This is a genomic window from Thermodesulfobacteriota bacterium, from assembly GCA_040754335.1.
In the GTDB taxonomy this organism is placed as follows: Bacteria; Desulfobacterota_D; UBA1144; order Nemesobacterales; family UBA2774; genus 2-12-FULL-53-21.
Map to the genome: position 1 here is coordinate 99,286 of JBFMCV010000004.1, position 19,124 is coordinate 118,409.

Sequence of the window (19,124 nt, forward strand, 5' to 3'; positions counted from 1 at the left end):
GAGGTGAGATCATGAATAGAAATATATTAAGGGCGCTGCAGTCTTCTCTTTTAATTTTACTGTTCTACACCGTATCCTGCGCGACTATAACCGTAAACGTCTACTTCCCGGCGGAAGAGGTCAGGGAGGCTTATTCAAATCTCGAGGAAGAGTTCCTGGAGCAGGGTCCCAAGGGTGATTCAGGTTCCGAAAAGAAGCAGCCGGAGGGTCCTAAACCCGCGCCATCGCCTGCGCCGCAGAGTATGAAAAAGTACCAGGACGAACCTACGCTTTCTTCCGAGAAGAAATATCTTGTCATAAAGAGAGAGATTTCCCTCGATTTCAGCGAATATGCGTGGGCCCAGGGGAACGTCGCCCAGCAGATAACCCAGAAAATAAGGAGCATGCCCGACGTCATCCAGGCTTATAAGAGGAGATCCCAGCGTCTCGGCGAAATAAACCAGATGCTGTCCCAGGGTCTGGTCGTTGAAGGCAGCCAGGGGTTACTCGTACAGAATGGGAGCCTTACCCCGCAGCAGATGCAGGCGTTTAATGCCGAGAACTCCGACCGTCAGATAATAATCAGAGGCATGGCCAAGGCTATCGTCGAGATCAACAACATGGACCCGACGCCCGAGAATATCGAAAAGGTGCTGCCCGAGGCCGCAAGGCAGTTCGCGAGCGTCAGGCAGAGCGAGAGGTAAGGGCATGGCTGACCGTCGGACGTTAGGTCCGAACGTGCGCCGACGGTCGTAATACAGCTCGCGAAAAAATTCCGGGAGAGGGGGCAGCTCTCCTCTCCCGCTCCGATCCGCAAAATAAATTTCACACATATTGAAGTTCCTCCTCGATTGTTGTCTAATTATTGGTGCCAAGACGGCCCTCTTACCAAAATGCGCCGTCCGGAGGATGAGACATGAGTCCGAGAATTATCCTGCTGTCGTTAGCGGCAGTGTTTATGGTTTTTATGCCGCTCACGGCCGATGCCAATAAATTGTTTATTGCCAATATAGAGGTTGACGACGATGTAGTATTCGAAGGCACCGACAGCTTGTTCAAGGTAGTCGATTTTTTCGACAACAAATCCCTTCATGAATTCTTTCCCGATTACACGGCTGATTCCGCGGTGCTTGCGCGGGTCGATCTTAGAGGCATAGATCTGGAAATAGAGTATCGCCGGAATTCGTCGGAGCTTATCGTCAGGATACCGTCCAAAAATTTCGAGGTAAGCTTCGACGGAGGTAACCGCAACGAGAGCCAGGAACAGTTCGAGGACTGGCTTAAAGGCGATTTCGAATCCCCGGCGGCTCCGGGCCGGAAGCTCACCACGCTCCTGCATATAGTAGTGGCCAACTCCCCCGTGGAACCCGTCGCCGGGAATCCGAACAGCCTGCTGACGAGGATGTTCCTCTCCGATTTCGATGCGGGGATAACGGGGCCGTTCATCAGCTCGAGGACACGCGTCCCCGGGAACCGAAACTTCCTCACGCTCGGCGGAGAGTTCGGGTTTTTCAACGCGGGTCCATACGACGGTCAGGTGCTGAATTTCCCCATAAATTACAAATGGAACTTCAAGGGGTGGCCCAAGCTCTCCTGGATATTCGATCTTCCAATCACTCTCACCCGGACGGAGACGGCCTGGTCTTACATGGGCTCTTTCGGCACGGGCTTCCAGTTCAGGCCTTACAGGTGGTGGGCCCTTACTCCGATGGGCCGTATTGGCGGGGTCGGGTCGTTCGATGTCGGGGCGCTCGCCGTACTGGTCTCGGGGAGCCTGACGAATTATTTCCAGGGCAGCATAGGCTCCACCAACCTCGGCTTCGGAACGATGACCGGGATATCCACCACGATAGACGGGATCAAGGTCGGCGGATACGACCTCAGCTACGAGCTCACGAATTACGTGCTCCGTAACGGCGGAAACCTGACACAGAAGCTCGATTTCAAGGTTCTCGGGAACCCTGCGGCGTTCAAGCTCTTTCTCAACCACACGAAGTTCTGGGGCAACGAGCTCTATCTGGACTCCTTTTTCGACATTGGAGTCGCATTCGTGACGATAAAGAAGGTCGCGGATTCGTTCGTTGAGGCGCTCGACCTCTCCTTCACATTCTCCGCGGGCGTAGATAACGATTACAATAACTACAGCTTCAAGCTGACATGGCGTTTCTGACGCGCGGAACTTGCGCTCTTGTGTAGTTTCATCGAACCCCCTCTCCTCAACACAACAACTGCGGCAAGATCGTATTTTCTTCTATTTCCCTCCTTAGAAAAAGAACGAATGCGAACAAGCGAGCATTCGGACTCAACACCAACAAAGGCGACTGAGTAAATTAACTTCAGACTCATCGCGGCATAAGACAAAATAGGTTAGGGAGGATTTAGTTCTAATCCCGTTCGTACTACCTGTCCGGCGTAGCTTTAGCGCTCGTCTCGGCGTAGGCCGAGCCGTAGCCGGGAAGCCGGAAGCTTGTCGAAGCACACAATGTGCTGATATACGACCCTACCCACTCTTCCGTTTAAGCCGGCAGCAATCCCAAACCGTTCGTCCTGAGCTTGTCGAAGGACGCGCACATATAGCGCGATTCCACGATCCCTTCCAACCCCTTAGCTCAAACCGACAACAGAGACAATTTCGTGTGTCCGCGGCGACGCGCTGCCTTCCCCTATCGGTTCTCTTCAAAATCTACTATTATTTGATCATGGTCTACACAGATAATCCAGCAGGAGGTCAACTGCATGACTGAGAGCGTCAAACCGGGCTTCACACGTTTTATGATAAGCTCGACTCAATACAAGATGTTCAACTTCATGGTGTCGATATTGCTGCTGCTCATCCTCTCCGCCGTGCTCGAGGGCACGGAATACGGATTTATCATCGTCAATACGATGAGCAGCATCGTATTCTTCCTCGGCGTCTACGCCGTCGGCAGGAGCAGGCGCACGCTCATAGTCCTGATAATTCTCGGGCTTCCGTGGTTTTTATCCGAGTGGGCTTTTACGAAGTCTACCCGGACTATTTTCACTAGCATGCTTTTCTTCATTTTCGTTACGATCACGATACTCGAGCATATTCTGAAATCGGATGAGGTGACGACCGATACGCTCTACGGGGCCGTCTGTGTCTATCTGCTACTCGGGATAATGTGGGCGTCGATCTACGGGTTTCTCGAATACGTATCGCCCGGGGCCGTCTTCGAGGGGTATGACAAAGAAATAACTACTAAGATGAGCACTAACGAGCTCATATATTACAGCTACACGACGCTCGCCACAATCGGATACGGCGACATTACTTCCGTGACGCCGGTCGGGAGGATCATCTCCGTGCTCGAGGGGATATTCGGCCAGCTCTACATCGCGTTCCTCGTCGCGAGACTGATAAGCATATATACGACGAACGCGATAAGGAGAAAGGGCTGAATAACGCTTCTAGTCCAGTATCGCTAGGTTGCTTATAAATTTGATCCCCATGACCAGAGCGCCCATCCTGATCCACCAGCCTAGGAACACTATCGGAATAAATAACGCGGCCGGGTAGCGCATCATCCCGCATGCGGCGTACAACGGGTGTACAGGTATCGGAGACAAGGCGCCTCCGAAGAGAATCAGGCTCACTACCCGGAGCGAGCGTCCCTTCGTCCACTTGTGGTTTTGAACATCCGGGAATCTCTTCCTCACGAACTGCCTGTCCCCGAAGCACCTGCCGAGGAAGTAAGATACGGAGGAGCCCGTCACTGCCCCGAGAGCGATCAGAGTAACGAGCCTCCCGGGCTCGTATCCCAGGAGCGTCCCGAGTACGGCGTAGGCCGAAACCGGGAGCGTCAGGGGCGAGCTGCTGGCCGCCGTAATGAGATATAGCATGACGTCGGCGTTCCTCTGCCCGTAGCTTGTGATGAGATTCTCCCCGAAATAAAGCAGCCTCTCCCCGAACAGGAACGATACCGCGGAGCTTGCCAGGAGCATCAATAACGTGATTCCGATGGCGATCCTTATTGAGCCCGGGACCGCCCGGAGCCTGAGAGGGATAATCACGGATTATAAATCAAACATAGCAATCTTTGATTTCGGTTAAGCGGGAGTAAACGTTTGATGAAGGTCGAAATGCGCACAGCGGTAATATTTTCAAAAAATATGGCTCCTGAGAATTGATAAGCTCGTAAAATCAGGGTTCAATATCCCTCATGGGCAAACGTAATATCGTAATAATACCGGGGGATGGCATCGGTCCCGAGATAACGGAGGCGGTAATCAGGATCATGGACGCGTCAGGCGCCGGGGTAACATGGGTGGAACACGCTGCCGGTCTTGCCGCGCTCGAGAAGGGAATGGACGTGCTCCCGGACGAGACACTGGAAGCCATAAAAGAGCACAAGGTCGCCTTGAAAGGTCCCTGCACCACCCCGATAGGCGAAGGGTTCACGTCCGTGAACGTGAAGCTCAGGAAAACGCTCGACCTGTACGCGGCCGTGAGGCCGGTAAGGAACCTTCCGGGGGTGATCACGCGCTTCAGGAACGTGGACATAGTGATCATACGCGAGAATACGGAGGGACTCTACAGCGGCGTTGAGAACGTAGTCTCGCCGGGCGTCGTCATGAGCATGAAAGTCGCGACCGAGAAGGCGTGCAGCCGCATCTCGCACTGGGCGTTCGACTACGCACGCCACAGACACAGGAAAAAGGTCACGGTATTCCACAAAGCAAATATAATGAAGTTGACCGACGGTCTCTTTATCAGGAAATCGAAGGAGGCGAGCAAAGAGTACTGCGATATACAGTATGAGGAGATGATAATCGACGCGGGATGCATGAAGCTCGTCCAGGACCCTGCCCTCTTCGACGTGCTCCTTCTCGAGAACCTCTACGGTGACCTCATAAGCGACCTCTGCGCGGGCCTTGTGGGCGGGTTAGGGGTCGTGCCCGGGGCCAACATCGGAGACAGGGAGGCGGTATTCGAGGCCGTCCACGGCTCGGCTCCCGATATAGCGGGCAAGGGCGTCGCTAACCCGCTCGCGCTCCTCATGTCTGGCGTAATGATGCTCAACCACCTTGCCGACACGGAGGGGCGGGAGGACTTACGCGCATGCGCGGACAAGATTAAAAACGCCTATAACAGCGCTCTTCAGGACGGCGACAGGACGCGCGACCTGGGCGGGAAGCTCGGCACCATGGAGTTCGCCGACGCGCTGATAAAGCGGCTTTGAACCGGGTTCGCTCGGTTTTGGATGTAATTTAATGGAAGCGCGGATGAAGGCAGGGTCACAGGTTCTCCCCGATTACCCTCAGGAAGTTCCCGCCCATTATCTTTCTCACCCTTTCCTCGGAGTACCCTTTCTCAAGGAAGTATTCCGCTATCTTCGGGAGGTCTGAGATCTTTCTCAGGTCTTCGGGAAAGTCCTCCACCCTGGCTCCGTCCATATCGCTCCCTATCCCGACGTGATCCTCGCCGCAGAGCGTTAAGATGTAATCCGTGTGCGCGAATACGTCTTCGAGTGTAGGCATATTATCGCCCGTCCTCAGGAACTGGTTATATAGCACGATCCCGACGACGCCCCCCCTCTCCGATATTGCAAGCAGCTGGTCGTCTTTCAGGTTCCTGGGGTGGTCGGTGAGCGACCTCGCGTTCGAATGGGACGCTATCGGTATGAGTGTGGTCAGCCCTATCGCTTCCCAGAACCCCTTTTCGTTTATGTGAGAAAGGTCGAGAGTGATACGTAGCTCGTTCATCCTTTTTATAAGCTCCCTCCCCTCGTCCGAGAGACCTTCTTCGGTGTTGTTCCCGGACGCAAAACGGTTCTTGTCGTTCCATGTAAGCCCTATTATCCTCACCCCCCGCTCGTAGAATTCCCCGAGCTTATCGGGGCTCTCAATCGGGTCTGCGCCCTCCATCAGCGTAAGGAAACCTATCCTTCCCTCCTTGCCTATCCTCCCCATATCATTCTTTGTCTTTATCTGAAATATTTCGCCTTCATGCTCCCTGTAAATCCTGTCGTATATGCCGAATTGCTCGAGCGCCGCCTCGAGCGTCTTTTCCGGCTTGTGTTTCGGGTGAACGAATACGGTATTGAACACGAGGCCTATGCCGGCTTCCCTCAGCCAGGGAAGAGTTATCATGCAGGGGACCGAAGGGCTTACGAAATCCCTCCCGTAGTGGTTCAGATGGAACGCAATATCCTCGTGAGCGTCGAGAATAAATAAATCCTCAATCATAGTTTTTCGCTCGTTTCTTACACGTTCATCGCTATCCATACGTGGGCCCTTTTCTGTAATTCCGGTTTTCTCCGCGCTTTTCCGCCCTCAGGCTATATATAAAAACCCATGCTCGCGTAGCTGACGACCGATCCGGTATCGGGCTCGAGCGCCTGCCCGTAATCGAGCAGCTTTCCGCGCCGCGCATCGATAGTGGCGAGCGTAGCGTATATAGGGGAAAGCCCGCAGACCTTCCGCCAGTCCTTCTCCTCCTCGACCGACCTGTAAAACCCCTCGGCGTCCATCTTTTCTCCGAAAGACAGGCTCAGCATGTCTCTCTCTCTAATAGTGCCGAGCGTGAGTTCGTTCACAGGCTCCTTATCCCCGAACTTGAGCCCCACGTGTGCCATGTCGGCCCCGGCGATAATAAAGACATCATCCCCCATATCCCTTACGATGCCACCGACCGCTCCGAGGAAGCGGGATATCGTTTCGTCATCTTTAGGCGATCTGCCCTCCCTCACCAGCCTGTGAAATGAATTGCAGAGTATGGGGACGATCCTGAATTTCTTTTTCCCGTTCATTATGTGCTGGAGGAACGCGACCTGGAACTCTATCGAATGCTCGGTGCGGTGAGAGATCTCGCCCTCGTATAAATCCCATCCGCATGCGCTTTCAAGCTCCCCGATTATCTTGCTGTCCGTCTCGGCTTCGCCGAGCGGCGTCCTGAAGCTCTTCCTCGTCAGGATGAACGGGTTTTCCACCTCCGCGTAGTGAGACGTGCCGAAGATTATGAACGTATCGGCTTCGCTTTCACAGAGCAATTCCCTGTAGGCGAGCGCGTATGAGACGCCGCCCCTCCCGTAGTCTATATGCGGGGATATAAGCCCCCTCAATTTCCCTGGCCCGGCTTCATGTGGTATCGTCTCCTCCGCTTTGCTGAAAAACGCCTTGAACCACCTGTCGAGCTCCTTCGGGTCGCCGGGATAAGCCAGACCCGCATGGCTCGAGTCCCTCGCGTCCGAACTGCGGAAATCCGACTCGATGCGGTTCTTATAGTCCCTGAAGTTTTCGCTGTCGAGAAAAAGCGCTTCGTCGAGCTGCCTGATCAGGTTCTCGATATCGTCCGACATGACCAGCTCCCCGAACCTCTCCATCACGAGTGATTGTATGTCCCGCACCGTCCTCGTGCCGTCGAACAGGCTCAATATCTTGAGAGTCTCTATAGAGACGGCGAGTATGTTTTCAGATAAGTTCTGAGGGTCCCTCAGGCATATGATCCTTTCCCCGTCGACCTCGGCGGGGATTACTTCGATATATCTCAGCTTCGGGTATTCACTGGTTTTATTGTTCATGTGTTTTTGGGTTTTCCCCACCCGCCTCCGCCGGGCGTCCTGATTTCGAGAACGTCTCCTTTCCTTACGGTGAACGTGGACTTGGGAGGAATGACCGTCGCCTTTCCCTTGCTCAAGAGTATGTTCCTGCCTTTTTTCCCACACTTGCCGCCTTGGATACCGTAGGGTGCCGACTTCCTCCGCTCCGTTATCAGGGAGACAGTCGCGTCCGTCAGGAACCTGTACTTCCTGACTATACCGTCTCCACCCCTGAACCTGCCTCTGCCCCCGCTCCGTTTCCGCACGGAATATGCGTCGATCATCACGGGTAGTTCCCTCTCGATGGCCTCGACAGGGGTATTGAGCGTGTTTGTCATGTGTGTCTGGACCGCGTTGACCCCGTCCTTGCCTGACCTCCCGCCCATCCCGCCGGCGATAGTTTCGTAGTATGCGAAGCTCCTTCCGTTCCCCGGGTGCACGCCCCCGAAGGTGGTGTTGCTCATCGTGCCCGCGCTCGCGGCGGGGACCATTTCGGGAATCGCTTTTGAGAGGGCGCCGAAAACTATATCGACCACGCGCTGGGATGTCTCGACGTTCCCGCCCACTACGGCCGCGGGGTATTCGGCGTTCAGTATGGAGCCCTTTTCGGTCCTGATGTCTATCACCCTCAGCGGGCCCGAGTTGAGCGGCATACCATCCGGGGCGAGGCACTGGAATACGTAAACCGTCGCCGCGGTGGTCACGCTCAAAGGCGCGTTCAGGCAGCCCTTAACCTTTCCCGACGAGCCCCTGAAATCCACGACCGCCTTATCGCCTTCGATAGTTACCGAAACCCTGAGAGGAATATTCCTGGTTCCCGCCCCGTCGTCGTCGAGTACGTCCTCGAACCTGTAAACTCCGTCGGGGATTTTCCTTATCACCCCTCTCATCATTTTTTCACTGTACCTGAGAAGCTCGTCTCCCGCATCCCTGACCTTTTTAAGCGAGTACTTCGCGATGACCTCTTTCAATCTCCTTATCCCGAGATCGAGCGAGCCCGTCTGGGCCCTCAGGTCTCCTTCCCTCTCCTCCGGGTCGCGCGTCGAGGAGAGTATCCTCCGGAAGAGCCCTCTGTTCAGTCTCCCTTTTCTGTACATTCTCGAGGGGGGGATCAATATCCCTTCCTCGTGTATCGAGGTGGAGAGCGGCATAGAGCCCGGCGTGAGTCCGCCCATGTCCGCGTGGTGCGCGCGGGAGGCGACGAAGAATTCGAGCCCGCCCTCGGCGAATACCGGGGCTATGCAGGTAACGTCAGGCAGGTGAGTCCCTCCCCTGAACGGGTCGTTCAATATGAACACGTCGCCCTCCGATGTGTCGGGTTCCCCTATTATCGCCTTCACCGCGAAGCTCATGGAGCCCAGGTGCACGGGAATGTGGGCAGCCTGCGCGATCATTTCGCCCGAGGCCTTGAATATCGCGCAGGACAGGTCCCTCCGCTCCTTTATATTGGGCGAGAAGCCCGCGCGTATGAGGACGCCCCCCATTTCCTCGGCGATCGAGCTGAGCGCGTTCTGAAATATTTCGAGTTCGAACGGGCTAAGAGGCATCGGATGATCTCAACACTGCGTTTCCCGGCAGTGATTACGGGTTTGTAGCCGGGGAGTCGATTATTGTTCCGGCTCGGGCGCTGAAGGAGTCAGGGTTTCCAGGTTCGAGTACCTGCATAGCCCGGAGTTGTAATATCTCACATACATATTTTCTTTGAGATCGGCCTTCGGGCCTCCCGGAATTATGTGACTGCCGTTTCTGCATTCCTCGACTACTTTCAAAAACGGCACGGGGGCCAGGTCTCCCGTCCCGTATTTGCCCTTTATACTCTTCTCCACTTTCACGGCGGCCGTGCATTTCGATACCGTCTCTGGAGTATAACCGGAGGAGCTTTCGTCGGCAGGCCTGCATTCGCCTGAATCGTAAGGATTCCCGCATTCGATTTTCAAGACTGTGCCCTCGACGGCGTAATCCGAGCCGTTGAGGAGCTCTTCCTCGGAGCATGGGGGAGGGACGGCGCGGACGCTCGCCCCCGTTAAGGCGAACACAGTGAAAATGAGTGGTATTATTATCTTGTTTTTCACGCTGATTATACTAATGTATTGTGGTTTTATTCGTTGTCAAACTTAATCTTCAGAGCCGAATGATCGGCCATGCGAGAGGATAACAGATAGAATGAAAATTCTGGTCACAGGTGCTGCCGGGTTTATAGGCTCTCACCTTGCCGAGAGACTTATAAAAGAAGGTTATGAAGTCAAGGGAGTGGACTCTTTTCTCGATTACTACCCGCGCAGGATTAAAGAGCACAACCTGAAGGGCTTGGCAGGGGAAAAAGGGTTCGAGTTCATCGAAGGGGATATACTCGGCCTGGAACTCGATAAGCTCCTGGACGGTGTCGAAGCCGTTTTCCATCAAGCTGCTATCGCCGGCGTGAGGTCGAGCTGGGGTGTGAGGTTCGACGAGTACGTCAGGAACAACATATCGGGCACACAGCTCCTTCTCGAGGCCTTCAAGGATAGACGCCGTCTCAAAAAATTCGTCTACGCCTCGTCATCGTCCGTTTACGGCGATTCCGACGAGCTCCCGATCAAGGAGACCTCTCCCTTAAAGCCCGTCTCGCCTTACGGTGTCACGAAGCTCTCGGGCGAGCAGCTCGCCTACCTCTATTACAAGGGCTACGGCGTCCCGGTCGTCTCTCTCAGGTACTTCACCGTCTACGGTCCCAGGCAGCGCCCGGACATGGCTTTCCACAAGTTCCTTAAAGCGGTCCTGACGGGCGGGGGAATAGAGGTCTACGGTACGGGGGAGCAGACGAGGGACTTCACCTTCATAGGGGACGCTGTCGACGCCAACCTCGCCGCATTCTCAAAAGGGATTGACGGCGAGGCTTACAACGTGGGCGGCGGAAGCAGAATAAAGCTCATCGAATGCATAAGGATTATCGAGGAAATATCCGGGAAAAAAGCGAATCTCGAATTCGGTGATCCCCAGAGGGGCGACGCCCGGCACACATACGCTGACGTCTCCAAGGCTGAAAAAGATTTCGGGTATTCTCCCCGGGTCGGTATACGCGAAGGACTCACCGAGCACTACGACTGGCTTAAGGACAATTTAGAGCTTTACCGCTGAATCAGCCAATTGCTTCTTTGAGGGTCTCACCCATCTCGGCGGGGCTCGGACATACCCTGACCCCGGCCCTTTCGAGCGCCGCTACCTTGTCCTTGGCGCTTCCGGAGCTTCCCGATATGATAGCACCCGCGTGACCCATCCTTTTCCCTTTGGGGGCGGTGGCCCCGGCTATGAACGCTACAACGGGTTTCGACAAGTGGCTCTTTATGAACTCGGCCGCTTCCTCTTCCGCGCTCCCACCGATCTCGCCTATCATCACGATAGCGTCCGTGTCCTTGTCCTTCTCGAAAAGCTTGAGTATGTCTATGAACGTCGAGCCGATTATAGGGTCTCCCCCTATTCCGACACAAGTGGACTGTCCAATGCCGAGGTTCGAGAGCTGCCATACGGCTTCATATGTCAGCGTGCCGCTCCTCGATATTATGCCGATCCTTCCGGGCGTGTGGATGTATCCCGGCATGATTCCGACTTTCGCTTCCCCCGGCGTCATCACCCCGGGGCAGTTGGGTCCCACGAGACGCGCCTTCTTACCTTTCATGTACTCCTTTACTTTTATCATGTCCTGAGTCGGGACGCCTTCGGTGATGCATATTACGAGCTCGATCCCCGCGTCTATCGCCTCCACCATCGAATCCATCGCGAACGGGGCGGGTACGAAAATGAGCGACGTGTTGGCCCCGGTCTTCTTGACCGCGGCCGCAACTGTATCGAACACAGGGAATCCCTCGACCTCCGTCCCGCCTTTGCCGGGGGTGACTCCGCCCACGACCTTGGTGCCGTATTCCTGGCACTGGGTCGCGTGGAACAGGCCCGCGCTTCCCGTGATACCCTGAACGATTACTTTGGAATTTTTATTCACCAGGATGCTCATTCTTCAGTACTCCTTTTCGGCAGCTCCATATTCAAAACCGTAACGGCGGAGAGGAATCATAACACAGTGTTTTACAGGTTGCAAACACGGGGTCCTCGTGTAATAAATCAGCGCGTATGAGTCATGGATTGTTACATTTTCGTGCTGGCGGGTGCCGTCCGGACCGCCGACGCCGGCTATTCGATGTTCTGGAGCTGCTCCCTGATTTTTTCGAGTTCCGAGCGGAGATCGATCGTGAAGTGGGAGATTTCGGCGTCCTTCGCCTTGGCCGCTATGGTGCCTGCCTCCCGGTTCATCTCCTGGAGAAGGAAATCTAGCTCCTTTCCGATCGACCCCTTCCGCTTCAGGGTCTCCCTGAATTTGCCTATGTGCGCCTTCAGTCTTACAAGCTCTTCGGTAATATCGCTTCGTTCCGTTAGAAAAGCCGCTTCCTGGTATAGTCTCGCCTCGTCTATCTGGCTGTCCTCGAGGATCTTCGATATCCTCTCCTTGAGCTTGGCCGAAGCGGTCTCCATGAAATCCTTTCGCTTTACCGATATCGTGCGCGTGAGACTCTCTATTTTATCGAGCCTCTCCCTGAAGTCCTTCTCGAGCTTCCTCCCCTCGGATTTTCTTGCATCGTCCAGCTTCTGTATCGCCTTCGAGAGAATTTTCTCGATTTCGATAATATCGTTTCCGGTGAGCTGGTCCCCGGTTTTCGCCGTGAATATGTCCTTGACCGTCAGGAAATGCTCGATCCGTATATCTTCCTTAATGCCGAACTCCTTTTTCAGTGTCTCGATGCTCTTCCTCAGCTGCTTTGCGAGATCGAGGTTAAGTACAGGGGGAGCGGCCTTTACTCCTTCGAGTGAAACGGTGATCCTCAGTTTCCCGCGCAGTATCAGTTTCTTCACACTTTCAGTGAGCTCGGGCTCGATCGATGAAACTGATTCCGGGAGCAGGAACTTCAGGTCGAGGAACCTGTGGTTCTCGGACCTCACCTCGACTGTCAGCCTGCCGTGCCTCGTTTCGCCTTCGCTCTTTCCGAATCCCGTCATGCTTTTCATTTCTTTGTCACCTCTTTCAGCTGGCTTACGTAGTCGTGCCTTAGCTTCCTGAACAGTTCCGTCATGCCGGCGCTCCCGTAATCTGGATAAGTCCATTCGAGACTCTTGAAGTCGTCTTTTATATATTTAAGAGTGAGATCGGCATAGACGCCTCTTCCGAGGTAAGGGCGGTGGGAATAACCCTTTCCTGTGGCGAGTATGACGTGCTCCTGCGCTATGTATCCGGGGTCGATGTTTATGGTCCTTTTATTCTCATATGAAAATACCTTTTCCAGTTTATTTGTAAATATCTTAATATCCACGATCTCTTCCCTCTTTATGAGCTCTTTGAACGTGATGATTACCCTCCTCAGGCCGGGCCCCATTTCCTCCTCGTAGTAGCCGGTGTAATCGAAGGGCATTTCAGGGCTCCTGAACTCTGTTTCGCCGATCCCTTCCCCGAGACTCCTCACGCATTCTTCGAGAAGGGAGGACGGGCCGTAAATGACCCCGGTAAAGAGTTTTACAGGCGGAGGTTCGAGTAAGCGGCTCATATCGTCCAGAATCCGAAGGATAGTTTAAACGCATCGCGGTTTCAAGGCCATTTGAGGCCCCGCGCCCTGGGTGTTAGAATCCGTAGACATCGGGCGGAGGGAGCTGCCCCTGCCTCTTTGTCATCGACGCGCGCTCTTTTCTCCGCCCGGCATTGCCTGAAGCCGGCATTACCGCATAAACTGCTCTATATGACCAAGCGGAAATCGATAGTACTCCTGACTTTGCTCGTCATAGCCTCGGTCTCGCTGAGCCTCGGGTTCAAGCGGAATTTCCGCAAGGACATCGGTTTTATAAATGATTACTGTGACAAAATAGTTTACGCGGTGAGGGGCTCCTGGTACCCGTATTCCGGGATTCCTTATGTCGATGTGCCGAGCGAATACCCTCAGGTCGCTACCTACTTCTTCGCGCTGCCTTATGTAATAATAGGCTTTCCGGGCCCTCTCGACACGCGCATGATCGGCGAGCTCGAGACCTTCGTAGAGAGCGGTTTCCCGACAAACCCCAATATACACTCCTCTCCTTATTTGAGGAATAAGCTTTTCATGCGCTATGCCCTGGTCTTTTCGCTCCTTATGGTGCCGTTCCTTTTTTTTTCGATTCTTATAATCTACGAATTAAGGCCGGACAGGAAATATCTCGCCTTCCTCATGCTCCTTCCCGCGGGGATATTTTTTACACACAACAGGTTCGATATTATTCCCGCGTTCCTGGGACTCCTTGCCATATATCTGCTTTCGAAGAACAGGTTCGGGCTTTCGGCGTTCGTTATAGCGATCGGGTTCCTCACGAAGTGGTACCTCGTCCTGCTTATGCCCGTGTTTCTCGCCTACTACTACACTCGAAGAAGAAAAATAAGCTGGCGGATGATGCTCGTGTTCCTTGCAACCTGTTTTGCCTTGATTCTCCCTACTCTCTTCTCGGGCGGCGCCCGGGCTCTTTTCGCCCCTTATATAACGCATCTCTCCCGCGGCTTCGATCAGCCTTCCTTCCTCTACCTCGTATCCCTTTTTCTCGACCGCTGCTTCGGTCTCGGCATCGACAACGTCTATTTCGCGGGAGCGGCGCTCGCGCTTCAGTTCTCCATGGTCCCCGTGTGCGTGACGAGCGGGGTCGATTCCGTGGACAAGGTGGTCAGATGGTCCCTGCTCTCAATTCTCGTGTTTATCGTATTCGCCAAAATAAACTCCCCGCAGTGGATCCTGTGGGTCGGTCCACTGCTGATACTGACGGCCCGCGGCAGGCTGTTCGTCGCGGGAATTATACTCCTCGACCTCCTGACTTACCTCCAGTTCCCTATACTCTATTATTTCCGCGCTTACGGTGATCTGTATTACGATCTTTTTCTCCTTGCGTTTGCACTCAAGCTCGCCCTGCTGATGCTGTTCGCGGCATATATATTCCGCGGCCTGATTGGCGATAATCCGGTCATTTCCCGTTTGAGGGGCCGGAAGGAGAGGCAGGGTGGAACCGGGGGGTATGCTATCTGAATGTGTTAAATTTCTTGATATATCCACTCCGACTACTTATTCTAATTGCTTGGTGGCTGGGAGTGTTTTAGATACGCCTATGAGAAATGTATGTTTCGCGGTGATCACCGCGGCGATGCTGACAGTATTTATTTCCTGCGCGCGGAGGCCCGAGCCCGAAATCCCCGAGAGGAAGGCGCTCGACCCTTCCCCGACGGAGGTCGTCGAAGAGCTGCTCAAGGCCTGGCAGAAAGAGGATTTCAAGAGGGCGTTCAAATACGTCTACGCTCCTTTCACGGACGAGGACGGTTACGTGATACAGATGAAGAACTATTTCAAGGTAAGTCAGATTTCAATTCTCGATTTTCACATACTGGGGACGCAGATATACGACAGGACGGCGATAGTCGTGGTGGAGCTGAAACAAAAACTCAAGTCTCCCAAGACGGGGAGCGTCATGGAGCTCAGTCAGAAAAGCCAGTACGACCTGGGAATTTTCGACGACAAATGGAAAGTTACCTCAGGGATGTGTATCGAGAACTGTGTTGAGAGAGAGCAGGAACTGAAGGTGAATCAGTAGACCATGATAAAGGTATCCGTAGCGGGCGCCGCCGGGAGGATGGGGCAGAGGATAATTTACTGCCTGTCGAGGGACGAAGGCGTAAAGATAGTCGGGGCGGGGGAAGCCGAAAGGCACCCGTCGCTCGGCATAGACGCCGGAATAATAGCAGGCGCGGGGGAGATAGGGGTGCCTATAACGAGCGATATAGCCCGGTCCTCTCTCGATGCGGATGTCATAGTGGATTTCTCGTCGCCGAAATCGACGCTTCGGAACGCGTCTTATGCTTTGGGCGAGGGCAAATCAATGGTGATAGGGACAACAGGGTTCACTGAAAAAGAGGATGCCGAGCTCAAGGAGCTCTGCCGCGGCTTTCCATGCGTGCTGTCGTCCAATATGAGCATCGGCGTAAACGTGATGATAGAAGCGACGAGGATGCTCGCGCGCGCGCTCGGGGACGAGTACGACGTAGAGATCGTCGAGGCCCACCACAGGCATAAAGTCGACTCCCCGAGCGGGACGGCGCTTATGATCGGACAGGCGGCTTCCGAGGGCCTGGGCAGGGACTTCCATAAAGTCGCCAGGTTCGAGAGGCACGGGAGGATAGGCGAACGGAAGCGGCACGAGATAGGCATACAGTCCTTGAGGGGCGGCGACGTGGTCGGAGAGCATACCGTCATGTTCCTGGGCGAGGGGGAGAGGATCGAGCTCGCTCACAGGGCTTTGAGCCGAGATAATTTCGCAAAGGGAGCCATCCGGGCCGTTAAATGGATATACGGCAAACCGCCGGGAATCTATACGATGAAGGACGTGCTCGCGCTCTGATCGTTTTCCGATTAACTCCCACGGAGTGACCCGAAGTCGGCGGCCCCGATATGTTCAGATTCGAAATCCTGAAGAAAGACGGCGTAACAGGCGCAAGGCTCGGAAGAATACACACGGTCCACGGTACTGTCGACACGCCCGCATTCATGCCGGTAGCGACGCAGGCTGCGGTGAAGGCGCTCGGCCCTGATGAGGTCGAGTCGCTCGGCTTCGGAATGGTCATAGTGAATGCCTACCACCTCTACCTCCGCCCCGGAGTCGGGACGATAGAAAAATTGGGAGGGCTCCACAGGTTTATGTCGTGGCCCCGCCCGATCACGAGCGACAGCGGCGGTTTTCAGGTCCTGAGCCTGTCCAAAACCCGGAAAATTAAGGAAGAGGGCATAGTATTCCAGTCCCATCTCGACGGCAGCCGGCACGTGCTCACGCCTGAAAAATGCATCGGGATACAGGAGTCTCTCGGTGTCGATATAATGATGTGTCTCGACGAATGCCCGCCATTTCCCTCGACGCGCGAGTACATGAAAAAATCGGTCGGACTGACCTCCCGCTGGGCGAGGCTCTGCAAGGACGCGAAAAAAAGACATGATAACGGCCTTTTCGGCATAGTTCAGGGGGGTGTCTACCCGGAGCTCAGGCGCGAATCTGCGGAGGGGCTTACGGAAATAGGGTTCGACGGTTACTCCCTCGGGGGGCTCGGGATAGGCGAGGATTCCGCCGAAACCTATGAAATCGCGGAATCGACCCTGGCGCACCTGCCCGCTGAAAAACCGCGTTACCTTATGGGCCTCGGCAAGCCCGGAGATATAACCGTAGCCGTTTCCATGGGTGTCGATCTCTTCGACTGCGTCATTCCCACGCGCAACGCGCGGAACGGCACTCTCTTTACAAGTAACGGAAAACTGGTTATAAAAAATGCCCGGTATGCGGAGGATGAAGGTCCGATCGACGGTAATTGCGGGTGCTATACGTGCAGGAATTTTTCGAGGGCTTATCTGAGACACCTCTACGTGTCGAAGGAAATACTGGTACTGCGGCTTCTCACACTTCATAACCTCAGTTACTACGGAAAATTGATGAGCGATATCAGAAAGAGCATAGCCCGCGGCGAATACCCTGCCCTGTTGAATCGGGTAAAATCCATTGGAGGTACTGAATAGTGTATAAAAATCTGATAGCGGTAATATCCATAGCCTTCCTGGCTATGGGAGGCTGCCAGGCCCCCGGAGGCGAAGGCGGAGCCGGAAGTTCTCCGCTCGCTTTCCTGCCCTTCGTCCTTATATTCGTTCTCTTTTATTTTCTGATTCTCCGGCCGCAGCAGAAGCAGAGCAAGAAGAAGGAAGAGATGCTCAAGAGCTTGAAGCGCGGGGACAACGTCATCACGGCGGGCGGCATCTACGGCAGGATAATGAACATTTCGGAAGACGACATAGTGACGCTCGAGATATCGAAGGGCGTGAATATACGTATCGCACGCTCAGGTATCGCAGGACTCGAGGGCCAGGGGAAGGAAGAGCCAAAGGATAAGGAGGATAAGTCCAAGAAATGAGAGCTTCCAGAGGATGGATTATCACGATTCTCGTCTTTGCCCTGCTTTCGGCGCTTCTCCTTATCCCTACGGTCGCGGGCGACGCTCTTCCGGGCTGGTGGGGAAAGGTTTTTCCAGACAGGGGTATCAGGCTCGGCCTCGACCTCCGGGGCGGCATATTCCTCTTGATCGGCGTCGATACGGAGAAGGCGGTAGATCATGAGCTTAACGGGATCGACGATTTTATGACCCAGGAATTGAAGAGTGAAAAAATACTCATTAAAGGTTCTGAAATTAAAGGCGATAACCTCACACTGCAATTCTTCACAAAAGAAGACCTCGACAAAGGGCTGAAGGTCGCCGAGGAGAACTTCAGCGACAGGGCCGATATTAATGAATCCGACCTGTCTCTCAGCTTCGCTCTCAAGGGCTCATACCTGGACGACATCCAGGTCAGGGCCATCGATCAGGTAAAGCAGGTAATAGAGAACCGCGTTCAGGAGCTCGGTCTCGTCGAGCCGTCGATACAGAAAGCCGGAGCCGACAGGATTTTGATTCAGGTGCCGGGTGCGTCCGAAAAGGACAGGCAGAGGATAATCGATATTATCAAACGCTCGGCGGTGCTCGAGTTCAAGATTGTCAGGGACACGGGGGCTGACCAGGACGTCCTCATGGCGAAGTACGGCGTCAAATCGCCCGATGAGCTCAAATCCCAGGGCCTGATGCTCGTCCCGGGGGATACGGGCACCGAGAACGAGAAATTTTTTATAGCGACCTCTGATTCGCCTGTTACCGGCGAGTCTCTCTCGGACGCCAGGCTTATATTCGACGAATACGGCAGGCCCGCCGTGGGTTTCAGCTTTAAAGGCGAGGGTGCGAGCAAATTCGGAGCGCTTACGGAAAAGAATATCGGGCAGAGGCTCGCCATTGTGCTCGACGGCACTATTAAATCGGCGCCTACTATTCAGGAAAGAATAACGTCCCAGGGCAGGATCACGGGTACATTTACGACGGAAGAGGCGAAGGACCTTGCGCTCGTGCTGCGTTCGGGCGCCCTTCCCGTACCTGTTACCGTCGAACAGGAACGGACGGTCGGCCCGTCTCTGGGTAAGGATTCTATCGAGAGCGGCATGCTCTCTATGGCTGTGGGCGGCGTGCTCGTCATAATTTTCATGATCTTCTTTTACAGGCTGCAGGGTGTGGTCGCCGACCTCGCCCTTGCGCTGAACATGCTCTTTATCCTGGGATTCCTCTCCGCGTTCGGCATAACGCTGACTCTTCCTGGTATAGCGGGACTCGTCCTCACGATGGGCATGGCGGTCGACGGCAACATTATTATTCTGGAGAGGATCAAAGAGGAGCTGAGGCTGGGGAAATCTCCGGTCGCCGCAATAGACGCGGGTTACGCAAGGTCTCTCTGGACGGTTCTCGACGCGAACATAACTACGCTCATAACGGCCCTCATTCTCTTCTGGTTCGGGACGGGCCCGATAAAGGGTTTCGCAGCGACTGTCTCGATCGGTATCATATCGACCGTATTCAGCAACGTTATCGTCGCACGCGTTATAACCAATTTGATTTATCAGGACAGGAAAGTCCCTGTATTAAGCATCTGAAGGACGACTCGGGAGGATATC

Annotated in this window: 19 protein-coding genes; 11 read left to right on the forward strand and 8 right to left on the reverse strand. The window is 54.4% G+C overall.

Features of this window, described 5'->3' with window-relative positions:
- Nucleotides 1-11 precede the first annotated feature (11 nt).
- The 3 genes from AB1598_09415 (at nt 12) to AB1598_09425 (ending at nt 3,399) form a co-directional block, all read left to right on the forward strand.
- The gene (locus AB1598_09415; protein ID MEW6145222.1) at nt 12-683 is read left to right on the forward strand and encodes a hypothetical protein; all 672 of its coding nucleotides are present in this window, start codon (nt 12-14) and stop codon (nt 681-683) included.
- 212 nt (nt 684-895) lie between these two features.
- Complete coding sequence (locus AB1598_09420; GenBank protein ID MEW6145223.1) at nt 896-2,149, forward strand: hypothetical protein; 1,254 nt, start codon at nt 896-898, stop codon at nt 2,147-2,149.
- A gap of 566 nt (nt 2,150-2,715) precedes the next feature.
- Nucleotides 2,716-3,399, forward strand: a complete 684-nt coding sequence (locus AB1598_09425; protein MEW6145224.1) for a potassium channel family protein — start codon at nt 2,716-2,718, stop codon at nt 3,397-3,399.
- Between the two features lie 9 nt (nt 3,400-3,408).
- On the opposite strand, the gene AB1598_09430 is transcribed toward AB1598_09425, so the two are convergent.
- The gene (locus AB1598_09430) at nt 3,409-4,011 is read right to left on the reverse strand and encodes a VTT domain-containing protein (protein MEW6145225.1); all 603 of its coding nucleotides are present in this window, start codon (nt 4,009-4,011) and stop codon (nt 3,409-3,411) included.
- Between the two features lie 149 nt (nt 4,012-4,160).
- Between AB1598_09430 and AB1598_09435 the strand changes: the two genes are divergently transcribed.
- Entirely contained in the window at nt 4,161-5,180 is a 1,020-nt protein-coding gene (locus AB1598_09435; GenBank protein MEW6145226.1) for an isocitrate/isopropylmalate family dehydrogenase, read from the forward strand.
- Nucleotides 5,181-5,235: 55 nt separating this feature from the next.
- On the opposite strand, the gene AB1598_09440 is transcribed toward AB1598_09435, so the two are convergent.
- The 4 genes from AB1598_09440 to AB1598_09455 all read right to left on the reverse strand — a co-directional run bounded on the left by AB1598_09440 (nt 5,236) and on the right by AB1598_09455 (nt 9,610).
- Complete coding sequence (locus AB1598_09440) at nt 5,236-6,186, reverse strand: dipeptidase (protein MEW6145227.1); 951 nt, start codon at nt 6,184-6,186, stop codon at nt 5,236-5,238.
- Between the two features lie 92 nt (nt 6,187-6,278).
- Nucleotides 6,279-7,520 carry an AmmeMemoRadiSam system protein B gene (gene amrB / locus AB1598_09445; GenBank protein MEW6145228.1) on the reverse strand — a complete coding sequence of 414 codons (1,242 nt, stop codon included), beginning with the start codon at nt 7,518-7,520 and terminating at the stop codon, nt 6,279-6,281.
- A complete protein-coding gene (locus tag AB1598_09450) occupies nt 7,517-9,085 on the reverse strand; it encodes a hydantoinase B/oxoprolinase family protein (protein MEW6145229.1) in 1,569 nt (522 codons plus the stop codon). The genes amrB and AB1598_09450 overlap by 4 nt, the downstream gene beginning before the upstream one ends.
- Nucleotides 9,086-9,145: 60 nt before the next feature.
- A complete protein-coding gene (locus AB1598_09455; GenBank protein ID MEW6145230.1) occupies nt 9,146-9,610 on the reverse strand; it encodes a hypothetical protein in 465 nt (154 codons plus the stop codon).
- 91 nt (nt 9,611-9,701) lie between these two features.
- Between AB1598_09455 and AB1598_09460 the strand changes: the two genes are divergently transcribed.
- On the forward strand, nt 9,702-10,655 hold the full coding sequence (locus tag AB1598_09460; protein ID MEW6145231.1) for an NAD-dependent epimerase/dehydratase family protein: 954 nt from the start codon (nt 9,702-9,704) through the stop codon (nt 10,653-10,655).
- A gap of 1 nt (nt 10,656) precedes the next feature.
- Here AB1598_09460 and sucD read toward each other — a convergent pair whose 3' ends face one another.
- The 3 genes from sucD to AB1598_09475 all read right to left on the reverse strand — a co-directional run bounded on the left by sucD (nt 10,657) and on the right by AB1598_09475 (nt 13,105).
- Complete coding sequence (gene sucD, locus AB1598_09465) at nt 10,657-11,526, reverse strand: succinate--CoA ligase subunit alpha (protein ID MEW6145232.1); 870 nt, start codon at nt 11,524-11,526, stop codon at nt 10,657-10,659.
- 176 nt (nt 11,527-11,702) lie between these two features.
- Nucleotides 11,703-12,572, reverse strand: coding sequence for a YicC/YloC family endoribonuclease (locus tag AB1598_09470; protein ID MEW6145233.1), 870 nt, complete (start codon nt 12,570-12,572; stop codon nt 11,703-11,705).
- Entirely contained in the window at nt 12,569-13,105 is a 537-nt protein-coding gene (locus AB1598_09475) for a DUF4416 family protein (protein ID MEW6145234.1), read from the reverse strand. Before AB1598_09475 ends, AB1598_09470 begins: the two co-directional genes overlap by 4 nt.
- 189 nt (nt 13,106-13,294) lie before the next feature.
- On the opposite strand from AB1598_09475, the gene AB1598_09480 reads away from it, so the two are divergent.
- The 6 genes from AB1598_09480 to secD all read left to right on the forward strand — a co-directional run bounded on the left by AB1598_09480 (nt 13,295) and on the right by secD (nt 19,103).
- Complete coding sequence (locus AB1598_09480; protein ID MEW6145235.1) at nt 13,295-14,596, forward strand: hypothetical protein; 1,302 nt, start codon at nt 13,295-13,297, stop codon at nt 14,594-14,596.
- Between the two features lie 79 nt (nt 14,597-14,675).
- Nucleotides 14,676-15,155 carry a hypothetical protein gene (locus AB1598_09485; GenBank protein ID MEW6145236.1) on the forward strand — a complete coding sequence of 160 codons (480 nt, stop codon included), beginning with the start codon at nt 14,676-14,678 and terminating at the stop codon, nt 15,153-15,155.
- 3 nt (nt 15,156-15,158) lie between these two features.
- Nucleotides 15,159-15,959, forward strand: coding sequence for a 4-hydroxy-tetrahydrodipicolinate reductase (gene dapB, locus AB1598_09490; GenBank protein MEW6145237.1), 801 nt, complete (start codon nt 15,159-15,161; stop codon nt 15,957-15,959).
- Between the two features lie 50 nt (nt 15,960-16,009).
- Nucleotides 16,010-17,119: a tRNA guanosine(34) transglycosylase Tgt gene (gene tgt, locus AB1598_09495; GenBank protein MEW6145238.1), complete on the forward strand. Its 1,110-nt coding sequence runs from the start codon at nt 16,010-16,012 to the stop codon at nt 17,117-17,119.
- The gene (gene yajC / locus AB1598_09500; GenBank protein MEW6145239.1) at nt 17,119-17,508 is read left to right on the forward strand and encodes a preprotein translocase subunit YajC; all 390 of its coding nucleotides are present in this window, start codon (nt 17,119-17,121) and stop codon (nt 17,506-17,508) included. Before tgt ends, yajC begins: the two co-directional genes overlap by 1 nt.
- Nucleotides 17,505-19,103, forward strand: coding sequence for a protein translocase subunit SecD (gene secD / locus AB1598_09505; protein ID MEW6145240.1), 1,599 nt, complete (start codon nt 17,505-17,507; stop codon nt 19,101-19,103). Before yajC ends, secD begins: the two co-directional genes overlap by 4 nt.
- Nucleotides 19,104-19,124: the final 21 nt, after the last annotated feature.